This is a genomic window from Flavobacterium sp. 38 (assembly GCF_057799715.1).
Genome location: NZ_JBYNWZ010000003.1, coordinates 282,294 through 298,939, shown reverse-complemented (window position 1 = coordinate 298,939; position 16,646 = coordinate 282,294). Strand labels below are relative to the sequence as shown.

12 protein-coding genes are annotated in these 16,646 nt (G+C 34.1%); 2 read left to right on the top strand and 10 right to left on the bottom strand.

Features of this window, described 5'->3' with window-relative positions:
• Positions 1 to 31: 31 nt before the first annotated feature.
• The 4 genes from AC3E9W_RS10040 to AC3E9W_RS10025 all read right to left on the bottom strand — a co-directional run bounded on the left by AC3E9W_RS10040 (position 32) and on the right by AC3E9W_RS10025 (position 8,254).
• Complete coding sequence (locus AC3E9W_RS10040; protein ID WP_488768234.1) at positions 32 to 2,332, bottom strand: TonB-dependent siderophore receptor; 2,301 nt, start codon at positions 2,330 to 2,332, stop codon at positions 32 to 34.
• Positions 2,333 to 2,564: 232 nt separating this feature from the next.
• On the bottom strand, positions 2,565 to 3,287 hold the full coding sequence (locus AC3E9W_RS10035) for a DUF4198 domain-containing protein (protein ID WP_488768233.1): 723 nt from the start codon (positions 3,285 to 3,287) through the stop codon (positions 2,565 to 2,567).
• Positions 3,288 to 3,427: 140 nt separating this feature from the next.
• The gene (locus AC3E9W_RS10030) at positions 3,428 to 5,854 is read right to left on the bottom strand and encodes a TonB-dependent siderophore receptor (protein WP_488768232.1); all 2,427 of its coding nucleotides are present in this window, start codon (positions 5,852 to 5,854) and stop codon (positions 3,428 to 3,430) included.
• An 84-nt stretch (positions 5,855 to 5,938) separates the two neighbouring features.
• A complete protein-coding gene (locus AC3E9W_RS10025; protein WP_488768231.1) occupies positions 5,939 to 8,254 on the bottom strand; it encodes a TonB-dependent siderophore receptor in 2,316 nt (771 codons plus the stop codon).
• A gap of 232 nt (positions 8,255 to 8,486) precedes the next feature.
• On the opposite strand from AC3E9W_RS10025, the gene AC3E9W_RS10020 reads away from it, so the two are divergent.
• Positions 8,487 to 9,647: an MFS transporter gene (locus tag AC3E9W_RS10020; protein WP_306156865.1), complete on the top strand. Its 1,161-nt coding sequence runs from the start codon at positions 8,487 to 8,489 to the stop codon at positions 9,645 to 9,647.
• A gap of 398 nt (positions 9,648 to 10,045) precedes the next feature.
• On the opposite strand, the gene AC3E9W_RS10015 is transcribed toward AC3E9W_RS10020, so the two are convergent.
• The 3 genes from AC3E9W_RS10015 to AC3E9W_RS10005 all read right to left on the bottom strand — a co-directional run bounded on the left by AC3E9W_RS10015 (position 10,046) and on the right by AC3E9W_RS10005 (position 13,691).
• The gene (locus AC3E9W_RS10015) at positions 10,046 to 10,543 is read right to left on the bottom strand and encodes a DUF6265 family protein (RefSeq protein WP_488768230.1); all 498 of its coding nucleotides are present in this window, start codon (positions 10,541 to 10,543) and stop codon (positions 10,046 to 10,048) included.
• 117 nt (positions 10,544 to 10,660) lie between these two features.
• The gene (locus AC3E9W_RS10010; RefSeq protein WP_488768229.1) at positions 10,661 to 11,137 is read right to left on the bottom strand and encodes a DUF6265 family protein; all 477 of its coding nucleotides are present in this window, start codon (positions 11,135 to 11,137) and stop codon (positions 10,661 to 10,663) included.
• Between the two features lie 247 nt (positions 11,138 to 11,384).
• A complete protein-coding gene (locus tag AC3E9W_RS10005) occupies positions 11,385 to 13,691 on the bottom strand; it encodes a type IA DNA topoisomerase (RefSeq protein WP_488768228.1) in 2,307 nt (768 codons plus the stop codon).
• 236 nt (positions 13,692 to 13,927) lie between these two features.
• Here AC3E9W_RS10005 and AC3E9W_RS10000 point away from each other — a divergent pair, with 236 nt between their 5' ends.
• The gene (locus AC3E9W_RS10000; protein ID WP_488768227.1) at positions 13,928 to 14,917 is read left to right on the top strand and encodes a hypothetical protein; all 990 of its coding nucleotides are present in this window, start codon (positions 13,928 to 13,930) and stop codon (positions 14,915 to 14,917) included.
• A gap of 11 nt (positions 14,918 to 14,928) precedes the next feature.
• On the opposite strand, the gene AC3E9W_RS09995 is transcribed toward AC3E9W_RS10000, so the two are convergent.
• The 3 genes from AC3E9W_RS09995 to AC3E9W_RS09985 are packed head-to-tail and all read right to left on the bottom strand — an operon-like array spanning position 14,929 to position 16,324.
• Positions 14,929 to 15,402 carry a hypothetical protein gene (locus tag AC3E9W_RS09995; RefSeq protein ID WP_488768226.1) on the bottom strand — a complete coding sequence of 158 codons (474 nt, stop codon included), beginning with the start codon at positions 15,400 to 15,402 and terminating at the stop codon, positions 14,929 to 14,931.
• A gap of 4 nt (positions 15,403 to 15,406) precedes the next feature.
• Positions 15,407 to 15,901 carry an SRPBCC family protein gene (locus tag AC3E9W_RS09990; protein WP_306156852.1) on the bottom strand — a complete coding sequence of 165 codons (495 nt, stop codon included), beginning with the start codon at positions 15,899 to 15,901 and terminating at the stop codon, positions 15,407 to 15,409.
• Positions 15,902 to 15,958: 57 nt separating this feature from the next.
• A complete protein-coding gene (locus tag AC3E9W_RS09985) occupies positions 15,959 to 16,324 on the bottom strand; it encodes a hypothetical protein (protein WP_306156850.1) in 366 nt (121 codons plus the stop codon).
• Positions 16,325 to 16,646 lie beyond the last annotated feature (322 nt).

Here is a 16,646-nt window from a genome sequence, read left to right as displayed (position 1 = left end):
CTTGGGATAAAAAAATCTAATTCAATGTTTTTTAGAACTTGTAACGCAAGCTTGTCATAACCTGACGTGGAGCGATTGGGTTCACACTATAGTTCTCGTGAACCGTATAATTTAAGGTGTTTGTAATGTTTGATAATTTGCACAGAATCGAGAATTTTTGCCAAGTATATCCAAGAGAGGCATCAATGGTAACATAACCTTCTAGCGGAATATCACGATCTCTAATGGTTACAGTATACGTTTTCGGATTTGTTGAAGGTTTGTTTTCTGTCCAAACATAATCATCATTCCATCCGCCTAAACGGTCTCCGACATAATTTCCAATTGCACCAAAAGAAACATTTTTAAAGAATCCTGACTGTAAAGTATAGAAGAAACTCAAGTTAGCCGTATTTAATGGCGTTCTTGCTACGCGATCTCCTTGGACAAAACTTCCATTTAATCCAGAAGTTTTAGTGTAGCGCATATCATTATAGCTGTATCCTGCAATAATATTTAACCCATCTGCAGGTCTTGCTGTCACATCAATTTCAACACCTTTACTTTTTGTTTCTCCACTTAGCATTTTAACGTTAGCATCTAAATTATCTGTTCCATCAGCTTTATAAGGTGCCATTTGTGCCAAGTTGCTGTTTGTAATTTGGTAAACCGTAACATTTGTGCTTAATAAACCCTTAAAGAAATCTGTTTTTACACCAGCTTCATATTGATCGATTATTGAAGCTTCGATAGGCTGTAAATCGACAGTTGTTCCAGTATTTGGCGTAAAAGAGGTTGAATAACTTCCGAATATCGAAACATCTTTTGTTGGCTGATACACTAATCCAGCTTTTGGAGAAAACGCATTGTCTAAACGTTTTGGCGTAACAGTTGGAACCGCATCTTGTGGGTTTCCTGCGCCTGTTTTTGTTTCTTTGTAAGTGCTAACTTCTGCTTCCTGCCAAGACCATCTGATACCTGCTAAGACTTTAAATTTGTCTGTAATTGAGATAAAATCCTGAAAATATATTCCAAAACGATTGGTGTCTGTTTTTGTGATTTGAGTCGCTCTATCAGTTGTTGGAATATCCATTCTTTGATTTGCGGGATCAAAAGTAAATAGATTTATAGTATCATAAAGAGTTGGTCCGTAAACTGGTTTGCCATCTTTTGTTCCAGTAATAACATATTTCTCGTCAAATGTAAAAGTATAAGCGGTCGCAAATGAGTTTTCCCAATCTACACCTGTAAAAATCTGATGTTTTACAGATCCAGTATTAAAATTTCCTTGCAGACTTAATTGGTCTCCAAAGATTTGCTCTAAGTTTTTGTTCTTTGTTAAACCTCTATTCCAATCACCAGGAGTTGAATACGTATCTAAACCTGATAATTGTGCGGTAGAATAACTTCCTCTATCAAAATTTTGGAAAGAAGAGTTGAAATTTAATCTCCAATTTTTGTTGAAATCATGGTTTAATAATACCGATGCACTAGCAGATTTTGTATTACCATTTGACCAAAGAGATCCGTAGAAAGCATTGCGTGGAAGATCAAGAATTTCTTTTCCGATAATTCCAGTTCCAAAATCGGGTGTCCAGTCTGCACTTAAATAATCTCCTTGAACCGTAATTTGAGTTTTCGGATTCACAATAAAAAGTAAAGACGGATTAATGTAGAAACGTTTATTTTTTACAACATCTCTAAAACTTTCTGAGTTTTCGTAAGAACCATTAATTCTAAATGCGATTGATTTATTAAGACCTCCATAAAAATCAAATGCAGGTTTGTAATACGCGTAACTTCCTATTTGCATAGAGATCTCTCCACCGCTTTTAAACTGAGGAGTTTTGGTAACTAAGTTTAAAATTCCTCCTGGAGCGACATTTCCAAACAATAGGGCAGAACTCCCTTTTAAAAATTCTACTTTATCTAGACCCGAAACATCAGGAATTGATCCTGAATTGTAACGGAAACCGTTTTTAAACATATTATTGGCAGACATATCATAGCCTCTTGAGAAGAAAGATTCCTGTGCGCCACCACGTGCAGAGCCCACATAAACTCCATTGGCATTTTTAAGCACTTCACTTAATCGGATGGCTTGCTGCTGTTCGATAACTTCAGAACCAATGACTTGTATAGATTGCGGATTGTCCATTGGTTTTAATCCAGAGCGAACTGCTGTTACTGGTTTTGGTTCTTTGGTTTTAGTAACGACTACTTCATTTAAAATTTCTCCTTTTTTATTCTTAACGGTATCGTTTACAGATGAAGCAGATTCAGAGTTTGAATAGTCTTGACCATAAGAGACAAAACTTAATAATCCTAATGCAAATAGTAAATTGTATTTCATGGTATTTATTTAGATTCAATAAAAATAGATCGCCGCAAATATACAATTGCATGAATGTGTTGAGGAAATTTAGAGGGCGTTTTCTTGCTTAAACCTTTCTTATTCTTTTCTTAAGATTTGCTTAAGAATTTTTCAATGTTATTTTAATTTTGTAGTTAAAGCAAAAAAAAACCTTGCCGTGAAGCAAGGTTTTTTAAATTGAAAAAAAATCTAAGAATGAGTTTCTTCTAAATTATTTTACTGCAATTTGGTAAGTAGCCATTTTCCAGATTTCGTCGTATTTTTTTCCGTTGTGTTCACCAGAAGCTTTGTCTGTGTGAGCGTATTCAACCATATAATTTCCAGACCAGATCGGAGTAAAAGAGAACTCTCCTTTATCATTTGTCCATAATTCTTTTTCCCATCCGTTTGGAGCAATAACTTTGATTTTAGCTTCTTTAGCGATAGCACCATCATAAGAAGCAACTCCAGTTACTTTTGTATCTTTTTTTGCAACATCTGCATTTTCTGAGAAAACAGCAATTTTGTTTGAATTTGCTGCGATATTATTTCCAGCATTTTTGTTTCCAACCACAACATTTGCACTAGAATTATAATCTAATTTCATAGTTCCGTAAACATCTCCTACTGTGTGCTGCATTACAATCGTGTAAACGCCATCTTCTGTTGGTGTAAAGAATGCTTGATATTTATTTTCTAAAGCTTTTGCAGTTAGTTTCGTTTCTTTTTTTGATGGACTTACTACAATTAAGCTGAAATTTTTCAAATCAGAAAACCATTTGTCTGCTTTTGTAATGTCATTATCAGAGAATTCTCCAAAGTAAACAGAAATTTCCTGAGCTTTACCTTTTGTTCCTGTAGCTTTAGTTTCGATCCAAAGTGCGTGCGCAAATGTTGGAGCAGATACCAGCATTAAAAAGAAAAAAGCTATGATTTTAAAAGTATTTGATTTCATAAGATCAAGTTTAAATTATTAGAATGATATTTTTTACAAACATAAGTCTTATTTAGAACAATTAAAAATAAAACTTAAAAAAGTCTCAAAAATCCCTGTTTTTAGGAACTTTGAGACTTTCATTACATTTTTAAATAATATTAAAATTTATAAGCAAAACTCGCGACAACATTTCTAGGTTTTTGCGGGTTTAATGTAGACCAGCCTCCATTAAAATAATCTTTATTGGCAATGTTGTTTACGTTTAAAGCAACGCGAAATTTATTCGAATTATAAAAAACAGATCCGTTGATTACAGTGTATTCTGGAAGCACAAATTTTCCAGTTACCGAACTGTCTAAAATAGCATTATCACTCGCATAGTTTCCGCCAAAGCCAAGACCAAAGTTTTCTAGTGTTCCTTCTTCAAACTTATAAGTTGCCCAAAGGTTTACTAAGTTTTTTGGACCAGACCAAAAAGGTCTTTTTCCTTGTTCTAACCAAACATTTCCTTCATCACCTTTTGTAATTTTACTGTCATTATAACTGTATCCGGCAATAATGCTTAAGCCTTTAATTGGATTTGCATTCAGGTCAAATTCAAAACCATTGCTTCTTGCTTCTCCGCCTTGAGCGCTAAACATCGGATTGCTCGTTACTAGATTGGCAACATTGATGGTATAGTAACTAATTGTTCCTGTCAGTTTATCTGAAAAAAGATTGGCTTTAATACCCGTTTCAAATTGATTAGCATGTTCTGGCTCAAAAGTTTGAGAGCCTATTAAGTTTCCGTCATCATCATAAGTTGCTCCTGGAGCAATATTTCTGAACCCATTCATGTAATTGGCAAAAACAGATAATTTATCTTCAATTGGCTGATAAATCAATCCAAATTTTGGAGAAAAAGCGGTTTGCGTGTATTCGTCACCGCTTGCATTGGCGTTTCCGTCATTGTCAAAATAATCGATTCTTAAACTCGCCATAGCCAATAAAGTTGGCGTAATATTTAATACGTCTGAAGCGTAAGCACTGTAAGTAGCATCTTTCGGATTATAGTTTCCTGCCGCTTCGTTTGCCAAAAGTCTATCTACAGATGTTGTAGTTAGAAAATTAGGATTGTCAGCATCAAGCTGTCTCACTTCGCCTTGAGCGGTAAGATTGTATAAATGGCCATAGCCAGAACCACCATACATTACATTTCTTTCAAAATAATCTAAACCTACAACAAGTCGATTGCGCATATTGCCAATTTTAAAATCACCAATAAAATTTTGCTGAATATCTGTTGTTGCAGTCTGAGATTGTTCTTTGGTTATCCATAATGCAAAATCTTTGTTTCCGTCTTCATTATCGTAGATATACGTGTAATATCCTTGAGATTTGGAAGAACCTCTTGATAATACCGTTTGTGAAGTCCATTGATCTGAAATTTTATACAGCATTTGTGCCTGTAAACTAAATCTCGGATTTTTCATTGACAAATCATTACTGTAAAACGATAGATTGGTATTGTAATTCAGTTCTGCTAAATTAGCCCATTGCAGTGGAGTATCTCTTCCTAAAAACAACATAGAAGGCGTTGTTTTTTCTTCCTGCATAAATTCTGTATTAATTAAAAAAGACAGTTTTTCATTTACTTTAAAAGATAGGGAAGGCGCAACAAAAAGAGAAGTGCGGAATCCAGCATCCTGAAAACTATTTTCTGTCTGATAAGCTGCGTTTATTCTAAAAGCAATATTGTCATTATCGTCAAGCGGAGTATTTACATCTGCCGTCACTCTGTTAAGACCAAAACTTCCTGTAAGATAAGAGAACTCGCCGCCAAAACCGCTGTAAGGTTTTTTGGTTACGGTATTAATAAGACCGCCGTAGCTTACTAAACTGCTTCCAAACAAAGTTCCAGAAGGCCCTTTTATAACCTCAATACGCTCTACATTTGCAGGATCAAGACTTCCGTTGGTAAGGCCAGGCAAACCATTTACAATATTGGCTTGAACTTCAAAACCACGTAAAGAATAATAAGATCCTCCATCGCCGCCACGGCCTGTAGATTCCCAAAGTTTTTGAATTCCAGGCACATTTTTTAAAGCATCTTCATAATTAGTAATCGCTTGTTCTTTTAGCAATTCTGAAGAAACAATATTGTAAACCTGAGCATTTTCAAGATTTTTCAGGGGCATTTTTGAAACGTAGTTACTTTGTTTCGGGAATTTTTTTCCTCGGTTATTAGTAACAATCACCTCTTTCAATTGCTTGTCAGAAACCGTTAATTGCAGATCAAGAGTAGAAGTTTCATTTGCCGTTACGGTTACTTGCTGTTCTAATGTTTCATATCCAGTTAAGGAAACTTGCACGGTGTACGTATTTGGTTTTACCCTGTTAAATTCGAAAGTTCCGTCTTCGTTACTGATTGTTCCGTATTTTGAACTTTTAAGAATAATGTTTACTCCAACAGCAAGTTCTCCATCAGATGTTTTAATAGTTCCTTTAATTTTTCCTGAATTCTGCTGAGCGAATACATTTGTACTAAACAGAAATAGTAAACAGATAATAGTCGCTATCTGCTTTAGGGGATTTAAATAATTCATGGTTTTTCTTTTTTTGGTTTAGTTTTTATTTAAAATGAAAAAATCCTTATTTACTTAGAAATAAGGATTTTTGAAATTGAAATATTATAGTCTAACGGTAAGATTTACTGCAAAATTTGAGATTGCCTGACCCATTCCGTAAGAATCCCAATATTTTTTATCTGTCAGGTTATTCCATTTAACGCCCAATCTCCACATTGGTCTGTCATAAAATACTGTTGCATTGTAAACAGAATAAGATGGGCTGTAGAATCCTTCATCTTCAAATTTATATTGTTTGTCAACGTAATTTCCTCCAAAACCAAGTCCGAAATCTTTTAGCACATTCTGAAATTTATAAGAAACCCAGAAGTTAACCACATCTTTTGGTGCACCACTTACTGTATTGCCTTCAATTGCAGCATTGTCTGATTTTACGATACGATTATCATTATGAGCATAACCAGCCATAATATTTAAACCTGTTAAAGGATTTGCAATTAATTCAAAATCAAAACCTTTACTTACTTGTTTACCGTCTTGATGCGCAAAACCATCAGCATCAGTTCTTAAAGCATTGTCAATTGTAATATTATAATAACTAAGAGTAGTGCTTAGTTTTTTGTCAAAAGCTTCAGCTTTTAGACCACCTTCAAACTGATTGGCGTAAACTGGTTTTGCAATAAATAAAGTTCCGTCTGGCTGTTGCGGTGATTGCGTATTCTGAAAACCATTCATGTAATTTCCAAATAAAGAAACCTGATCTTTAACAACCTCATAAACCACACCTAACTTTGGAGACAAAGCCGTTTGGTTATATCCTTCTGAATCTTCCAATTTTTTCTGAACATAATTGTCTAAACGCAAACTCAACATAACAGACAAACGATCTGTAAAGTTTACAACATCTGAAGCATAAGCACTAAAAGTCTCTTCACTAGGAACTCCAAATGCCATTGGAGTCAAATTGGCATCGACTTGTGCTCTTCTGATAGGCTCAAAAGGCTGTGTAACATCGATAACATCAAGAACATTTGTAGTGGCATAATTAAAAGATGCTTTCGTAAACCTATAATTTAATCCAACTAATAGTTTGTGTTTAATGCTTCCTGTAGAAAATTCACCATTAATATTTTCCTGTATATTGGTGAATTTATTGCGGATTGGTCCAAATTTCGACACCATTCTTTCTACTTCTGTAGCAGAATTCCATTTTGTATAATATTGGTAACTATAATCTACCTGTTCATCTACTAAAGAAAAAAGTGTAGTCGATTTCCAGTTGTCTGCCAATTTATATTCTGCCTGAGCAAAGATTTTTGGTGATGTCGTTTTAGCATCTAGATCATCCGCAAACAAACTAGTTCTGTAATCCAATTTCAAATCGTTCGGATTCGTAAGTGCTGCTGCATAAGAACGTCCGTAAGTTGGACGCGTATTGTTGGTGTTGTAAATTTCTGTATCTACAGTAAACGTTAATTTGTCTGTTGCTTTGTAAATAACACTTGGGGCAAATAAAAATGTTTTATTGAAGCCATAATTTAGAAAACTGTTTTCTGTATTTCCAGAAGCATTAAGTCTAAACAAAACTTTATTATCTTTCGTTAAGGGCATATTAAAATCTACAGCCACACGATTTAACCCAAAGCTTCCGCCGGTATAAGAGATTTCCGTTTTTCTAGTCTCAAAAGGTTTTTTCGTAACTAGATTGACAACACCACCAAAAGAAGAAACAGAAGAGCCGAATAAAGTTCCCGATGGCCCTTTTAATACTTCAATGCGTTCCACATTGTCGACAGAAATAGAACTTCTTCCTGTAAGCGTTTCCATACCGTTTCTCGCATTTACTCCCGTACTGAAACCTCTAAAAGAAATTTCAAGTCCGCCAGAAGGATAGATTTTAGTCACAATACCAGGCGCATTTTGCACCGCACTTCTAATGTCGACTGCAACTTGCTCTTTAAAAAGTTCTTTGGTTATAACGTTATAAACCTGCGGATTTTCCAGATTGCTGATAGGCATTCTTGCCACATAATCTGTTTTTTTGGTAATCATTTTATTATTGTTAATGATAACTTCCTGCAGTTCCTTATTAGAAAAATTTAATTGTAAATTAAGTGAAGTCGTCTCATTTTCTGTAACCGTAATTTCTTTTTCTAAAGTTTCATAACCTGTTAAAGAAATTTGCAAAGTGTAAGTGTTGGCTTTTACTTTACTAAATTCAAATGCGCCGTATTCATTTGCTGTGGTGCCATATTTTGAATTTTTTAGAATGACATTTACGTCAGATGCTGGTTTTCCGTCAGAAGTTGTAATAACTCCTTTTATTTTACCATTGTTTTGCTGTGCTGATAAATTAGAAATAACAAAAAACAAAAAGGCAGATAGAAATTTTAAATGCTTAAATTTTATAATATTCATGGTTTGAAATTTGGTTGGTAATTCATTTTCTTATTTAGACTGAATAAAAACAGCGCAAATGTAGCTATAAAAGTGATGTATGCAACTCTTTTGAAGGTTATTTTTTAATGTTATTTTAATGTTGGATGGATTTATAAAATGTTAAAAGAACATTTAAAAGAATCTTCTTTTAACTATTTCCATAAGTTAAAGTTTTAAATGTTTTACTTTTGCAGTCAGAAAAAACGACTTCATGATTTTACCCTTTTTTAAAAAGATTCAAAATACGCCTAGAGGATATCGTATTGCCAACACTGTCTTTTTCTTCCTTTCAGGTTTTGGTTATTCTTCTTGGGTTTCGAGAATTCCACATATACAAGCACAATTGCATTTGTCTGAAGCCGAATTTGGAGCAGTTTTATTTGCTTTTCCGATAGGTTTAATGCTAACAATGCCTTTTACAGGAAAACTGTTAAATAAATACAGCAGCCGTTATATTATGCTTTTGGGAGCCGTTATGTTTAATGTGGCGCTGTCTCTGCCAGGTTTGGCGGCATTTGTTTGGCAGCTGGTTATCATACTTTTATTCTTTGGCGCTTCTCGTAATATTTTCAATTTATCTATAAATGCGCAGTCTCTTGAAGTGCAGAAATTGTATCCAAAATCGATTATAACGCGTTTTCATGCCGTTTGGAGTATTGCCGTTTTTTCGGGAGCAGGATTAGGCTATGTTATGGTTACACAGAAAATTGCACCATCACATCATTTATTGGGAGTGAGTATTTTTATGCTGGCGCTAACGGCTTGTTTTTATCCAATGAGCATTCATAATGAACCTGTTCCGGTTAAGAAGAAGTTTTTCTCAATGCCAGAAAAGAATCTGATAAAATTTGCTATGATTTGTTTCGTCTCTATGGCGTGTGAAAACACAATGTACGACTGGAGCGGAATTTACTTCGAAAATATTCTAAAAGCTTCTCCAAAATTAACCAGTGCCGCGTTTGTATTTTTTGCATCGGCAGTAACGTTAGGACGTATTTTTGGTGATTATGGAGTAATGAAATTTGGAACTAAAAAAATCCTGCTTTATAGCGGTATATTAATAACAGTTGGTTTCGGCGTTTGCTTTATTTTGCCGTATGCGTATCCAACTATTTTTGGATATGTTTTGATTGGTTTTGGAGTTTCTTGTGTTGTTCCGCTAGTATTTAGTATTGCTGGAAGATCTTCAAAATTAAGCAGTGGTTCGGCTTTGACTTCGATATCTACAATTGGTTATTTAGGATTTTTACTTGTTCCGCCAATGGTGGGTTTTATATCTGAATATTTAAGCATGAAATGGGCATTCCTAATTATGGCACTTCTAGGAATCCTGATGATTTTTATGGTGAATAAGATAGGGGAGAATGAGTGATTTTTTAAGCTTCTAAGGTGCTGAGATGCTGAGGTTTTTTGCCACGAAGACGCTAAGGCACAAAGTTTTTTTGTTTAATTTAAGTTGCTAAGATTCTGAGTTTCCGTTTTGCCACGAAGGCACTAAGACACGAAGTTTTTTTAATCTCGCAAAGTTGCAGTCCCGAGGCTTCGGGAGCAAAGTTTTTTTCCTAAGATTGGCAGGTAACAAAGTTTAGAATTCCGTAGGAATGAACTATTTTGTAGCCACGGATTTTAATCCGTGGGGTTTAAACGAAACCAATTCGAAAATTCCGTAGGAATGAATTATTTTGTAGCCACGGATTTTAATCCGTGGGGATATGGAAATAATACCAATCAAAAGTTCAGTAGGAACGACACATTTATTGCCGTGCTAATTTATCTTTTTTTCATTAGAAATTTTTCCGAAGCAGTTTTCCCTTTTTTCATTCCGAAAATCTCTGCGACTAGAGAATCATTTCCAACTTTATTGTAAACAATTTTAGATGGATAATCGTGTTTTGGGTTTTCAAAAACAATTTGATTGTCGGTAGAAGAAGTCATTTCAAAAGTTACGGGAAGTTCATCATTTTGTTCTGGAACAGTTACGATAAAAGATAATTTACCATTTTTATCTTCAAGATTTACATGTTCTCCAAAAACAGTATCTTTTCCTCCAACAACAAAATACGATTCACCAAAATAAACCGAATCATTTACTTTTTTCCAGCGTTCTGTAAGTTCGCCTTCTTTAGATTTATTACCCCATTCGCCAATAAACCACGAAGCTTTTTCGATAGTATAAGACTTCACAGGAGTTTCTGTTTTGATTTCTTTTTTACAAGAAATGATAGATGTTAATCCAAGTACTAAGAATAAAGAAAACGGTAGTTTCATGATGATTTTTTTTTAGTTAAAATAAGGTAACCATGGCTTTGTAAGTCCTTCGACTTCGCTCAGGAGGACACAAAATGTGGGCAAAATCTTCGTGCCTTCGTGGCAAAACAAAAAAAATTACTTTTTAGTCAAAACAAACTTCTCAGAAGAAGGCTTTCCGTTCAGATTACCAGAAATCTCAGCTGTCAAAGTATTATTGGCACCTTTTGTATAGGTAATCTTTTGCGGATAATCATGTTTTTGATTTTCAAAAACCAATTGATTTTCAGATTCAGTAGTAGAAGGGAAGAAAACAGGTTTGTCTTCATTCTGGCCTTTTACTGTTGCTTTATAAGTCAATGTTTCACCTAATTGCGCTAGAATAATAGTTTCAAAATGCAACGTATCTTTTCCTTTAATAAAGTAAGATGAAGCACTGAAAGTACTGTCGTTTAGTTTTTGCCAATTCTCAGATAAAACTCCTTCAGGAGAAGTATTTTCCCAGTTTCCGATTAACCAGTCGGCTTTTTTGATTTTATCTTTTTCGATTGTTTCTTTTTTCTGGCAAGAAACAAAAGCTATAATAAAGGCTATAAAAGTAATTTTCTGAAACATATTTTTTAAGTTTTGGTTTTGTTTGGAGTTACTAATGTAGGAAAAAAAAGTGTTCGCCACGAATTACGCGAATTTCCACGAATTATTTGCTGAAATTAGTTTTGCCACAGATTAAATGATTTTTTTGTTTCACGCAGATTTAAATTTTGATTTATTTAAATAAAAATCTGTGGACATCAGCTTAAATCTTTTCCAATCTGCGTGAAATTAATTCGTGCAAATTCGTGCAATTCGTGGCTAAAAAAACTTAAACGCTAGCACTCAAAATCTCGTAAACCAATTCTTTAGTTGGTTTTTGGTCGCCAAGTTTTGCTCGAACATCGTCGAAAGTCACTTTAAAATCGCAACCCGATTTATATTCAGCGCAGCCGTAAGCCGTCTTGCCTTTTAGGATTGTTCCTTTTTTACATTTCGGACAAACCAATGCATCTGAACTTTCTTTTGGTGCTTCTTTTTTGTCTGTTTTCTTAGGTTCTAATTTCAGTTTGTAATTTTCTTCAAACCGAATCAAACCTTCAACCGTTCCAGAATCTGTTTTAAAACCTTTTATATTTACAGTTGAACCCTTCTGAACCAACCTTAAATACTGGCTTTCGGTGATTTTTTTTTCATGGAAAACAAAAGGCAAAACAAAATCGCAACCTGATTTGTATTCGCTGCATCCAAAAGCCGATTTGCCTTTTAAAATAGTTCCTTTCTGGCATTTCGGACACGTTTCTGCCGAAATTCCAGAAGCTTTCTTTTTTTCTTTTTCTTTTACAACAGGTTTCTGAACCATTGCGGCATGCGAAATATTGGCATGTTTCGTTTCCATTCGCACCTCATAAACCAAAGCTTCAACCATGCGTTTCATGTTTCTTATGAATGCCGCAGCGGTGAAAGTGCCTTTCTCGATATCTTTCAGCTGTTTCTCCCAAGTTCCCGTAAGTTCGGCCGATTTCACTAATTCATTTTGAATCGTGTCAATGAGCTGAATTCCAGTTAAAGTTGGTAAAACCTGTTTTTTATTTCGAACAATATATTGTCGTTTAAAAAGTGTTTCGATAATGTTCGCACGCGTTGACGGACGACCGATTCCGTTTTCTTTCATTAATTCGCGTAAATCTTCGTCGTCGACTTGTTTTCCAGCCGTTTCCATCGCACGTAATAAAGTTGCTTCGGTAAACTGATTGGGCGGTTTGGTTTCTTTTTGAAGAAAGGAAGGTTCGTGCGGACCTTTTTCGCCGACCACAAAGCTTGGCAGTAAATCAGGTTCTTTTTCCTTGGCATTCGGATCTTCAAATACAACGCGAAAACCTTTTTTCAGGATTTCTTTTCCCGTTGCCTTAAAAGTAACATCAGCTGCTTTTCCGATTACTGTCGTGTTGGCAACCAAACAATCATCATAAAAAACCGCAATAAAACGTCGTGTAATAATGTCGTAAACTTGCTGCTGATTGTATGCCAAATTGTTCTGAACGCCAGTCGGAATAATTGCGTGGTGATCGGTTACTTTTTTATCGTTGAAAACCTTTGGCGATTTCTTAATTTTCTTTCCTAAAAGAGGTTCAGTCAATTCAGCATAATTGGTTAATTTTTGCAGAATTCCCGTTACTTTCGGATAAATATCTCCAGGAAGAAAAGTCGTATCTACTCTGGGATACGTGATTACTTTTTGCTCGTATAATGTCTGTGCAATTTTCAGTGTTTCTTCTGCCGAAAATCCAAATTTCTGATTGCAATAAACTTGTAAACCAGTCAAATCGAAAAGCTTTGGAGCATACTCGTTTCCGTTCTTTTTATCAACAGAAACAATTTCGAAATCACTTTCTTTTACTTTTTCGGCTAAAATTTCTCCGTCTTCTTTTTTCAAAAAACGGCCTTCTTCATAACTAAAAAGCGTTTCTCTGTACAAAGTCTGCAATTCCCAATACGGTTGCGGTTTAAAGTTTTCGATTTCTCTAAAACGGTCTACAACCATCGCCAGCGTTGGTGTTTGCACGCGTCCGATAGATAAAACTTGTTTGTAACCGCCATGTTTTACGGTATAGAGACGTGTTGCATTCATTCCTAAAAGCCAATCGCCAATCGCTCTCGAAAATCCAGCGTAGAATAAATTATCGTAGTTTTCAGATGGTTTTAAGTTTTCAAAACCTTCTTTTATGGCTTCTGTTGTAAGTGACGAAATCCATAAACGTTGAATTTCGCCTTTGTAATGCGCTTCGTTCATGACCCAGCGCTGAATCAGTTCTCCTTCTTGTCCAGCATCCCCGCAGTTTATCACCACTTCGGCTTTTTCAAAAAGACTTTTTATGATTTTAAATTGTTTCTGAATTCCAGAATTTTGAACCACTTTGGTTTCGAACTTTTCTGGAAGCATCGGCAGATTATTCAAATCCCAGCTTTTCCAGTGCGGTTTGTAATCGTTGGGCTCTTTTAAAGTGCATAAATGCCCGAAAGTGTAGGTTACCGCATAACCATTGCCTTCATAATAACCATCGTGTTTGGTATTGGCACCCAAAACGGCTGCTATTTCTCGTGCGACACTTGGTTTCTCGGCAATACAGACCTTCATTCTTTCCTTTCTTAATTAAGGAGCGAAAATAAGGATTTTTGGAGAAAGGGACAAAGGTTCTTTTGGTTTTGCCACTAAGACGCTAAGGCACTAAGTTTTTAATTATTGAATAATTTCAATTAAAATTTGTTAGAAATTTTTGTTTAAAATTATCTTAAAATAACAGAAAAACTCTTCTGGATGTGTAATTAAATTTCCTATTTTTGACCGTAACCAAAAACAAAATAATTACCCAAATGACTAACTCTACTCCAAAATCAAGCTTGCCTAAAATTTACAGTACTACCGCATTGGTTGCTTATATTTATGCCGTTTTTACAATTGTTTTTTTAGTCTACAAAGAATTTTTCTATGTAGATCAAACTTGGTTTCATGGATTAATGGCAAATGGTTTGGCTGTTATAAGTACTTTTGTTTGGTTCGGAATATTGATTGTCTTTAAACTTTTTCTAAATCAAATACTTCATTATAAAAAAGCAGATTCTTTAATAATTGCGTATTTAGTTTTCTTGGGTATATCAATTTATTCAGTTGGTAAAGTCCTGCTAGATTCTATATTACTATTTATGTCTTTAGGAAGCGGAGATGAATTAAATGCTTCAATGGCTTTCGCTACGACATCTTTTTCTGGTGTGATCTGGCTGATGCTTTCAACTGCTGTAATGATTTTGCTTACTATTTTATTAGGAAACAGAATTCGAAAAATTACTATTGTCCACAAAAATCTTTTCAAAATTTTAGGTTTTTCATTGATCGTATTAGGCGTCTGTTCAGCGCTTGAGTTATTTCGTGTTGTCGAAAGCGAAATTATCGTGTTTTTACCAAAAGCATTTGTGGTTGCTGTATTAGGTTATATTTTAAATGAAACCAGCAAAATGGAGATAGCCGATTTACCATCTTTACCAGAACCAGTAATAAACAATGTAATTCATTCTAAAGCAAAAGTTTCGTCTCAAAATGAATCTATAAAAGCAGAGAAAACTAAAAGCAAAGAATCTGTTCCAGAACAGATCATAATTCCAAATGTTGATCTTAACGAACTTGAAAATAAAGAAGCAGTTCTTTCGTACTTTGAAAATCTTTCAAGAGAGGAAATAAACAGACTGGAGATTGTGGTTTCTAAAAAATACGATCATATTCCAACAGGCGAACAATTGAAAAATCTGATTATTAACCATATTGCCGAAAAAAGACTTTATGATCATAATCGATATGCACCGCAATAGTAGTTGCTGTCCTAATTTAAGATTTCAAATATTTGAATAAACTTTTCTTCAAATTTCTTCTTTTTAAAATTCATCAGTAAATTAACAATTGTACCTGTGATTGCTATAAATAAATTGAATATTATGAAGACTATAGTTGGTGCGTTCTCAATAATAAATATGGTGTTAAATATGAAGAAAGCTACAATAGGAAGATAACGATTCCAATAATAGCCAAATTTAATTGGAATTATTTCGTAAAAAATTTCAGTTTGATTTTTATTCAAAGATTTAATTTTTCCTTCTAAAATAAAAGGTATAGGATGTAATACCGCATTTCTGGTAATTTTAAAATCATTTTGATTTATTGATCCGAAAAATAATTTGTCTTTTTCTCCTATCATATTAAATGCGTGAAAAGGAGTTCCGCTAATTTTAGGATTGCCACGTTTAGTATTTGTTTTCAGTCTTTGTCGGAATTCCTCAATTCCAATTTGTGAAATCATTATCTTAATTATTAATCATCGGATCCAAATTACTGTCTTTATTTCGTAAATCTAATCCTCCTTCGTAAACCGATTTCAGATTGGTCAGATAAAAATGCCAGCCGTTGGAACAGCCCAATCTGATGTATTGTTTAGAATAATCATCTGTTGGAATATTGTGGTGGCGAAGTTCAACTATGGTATAACCTTCTGCTTCGCTTAGTTTTATATCCACTAGACAGCTTCCCTCAAAAGTAAACTGCAATTGGTCTTGTCCGTTGGCAGAAACGATTTTTCCTTTCATGGCATCTTTGTACAAATGCCAAATCCATTCGTAAGTAGTGTCTGTTACAGCATTTTTGTCTTTGTCTAATGGTTGCTGAGTGGCATCAAAAAAAGAAACTTTTTCTAGAAACCATTTTTCCAATTCATTGGCTTTTGTCCAAGCATTATAAATATCTGAAAGAGTAGCTTTTACAGCTATTTTTTTTGTGAAAGAAGTCCAGTCGAAGTTTTCCATTACTGATTTTTTTAGTTGTTATTTTTTATTCTTATGACGCTTTGGTAATTAGTTTTTTTAAGGGTATTTTTTAATATTCTGTAATAATTTCCAATCAGGACATTCAAGATTTGCGGTTTTCAGCTTCAGATTTTCAATTCCGCCCAGATCTATAATCCAGTTTTCGATTTTCTCTTCAATATCAAAAACATTCCCTATCATATCTGATTTTCCACGAATTCCAATTGCAGGATAACTTTGTTCTAAAAAGTTGTTGAAAGAAATTAGAAAGACTTCTATATCATCGCTATCTACGTTTAAAATAACTGGTATTTCTCTTCGAATACATTCCAGGCAGATTACAATTAAATCATAATCCCAATTTAATTTTTCATAAATATTAAGTTCGATAGGAGTAAAACCAATATTGTTAGTCGATTCCATAATTGAAAGTGTTATGAAATATCACTTTTTCAAATGATTATTTGTTAACTATCAAATATATAAAATAGAATTTACTTTTATCTTTTATTGCTAATTACATGTTTGACTAAAACCGTCTGTGAATATTTTAGAAGCACTTCTCAATTATATAATCAAGTAGATTGTTTTTCTTTTTATAAGAAAAAAGTCATATCTTGCAAACTGATTATAATCGTATTATGATAACGGCAAATACATATTTAGTAAACAGTTCTTTAATGTGCTTAATGAGCGCATTGCTGTATTTGCATGACGATACTTTCTTAAAAAGCTCAAAAGACTT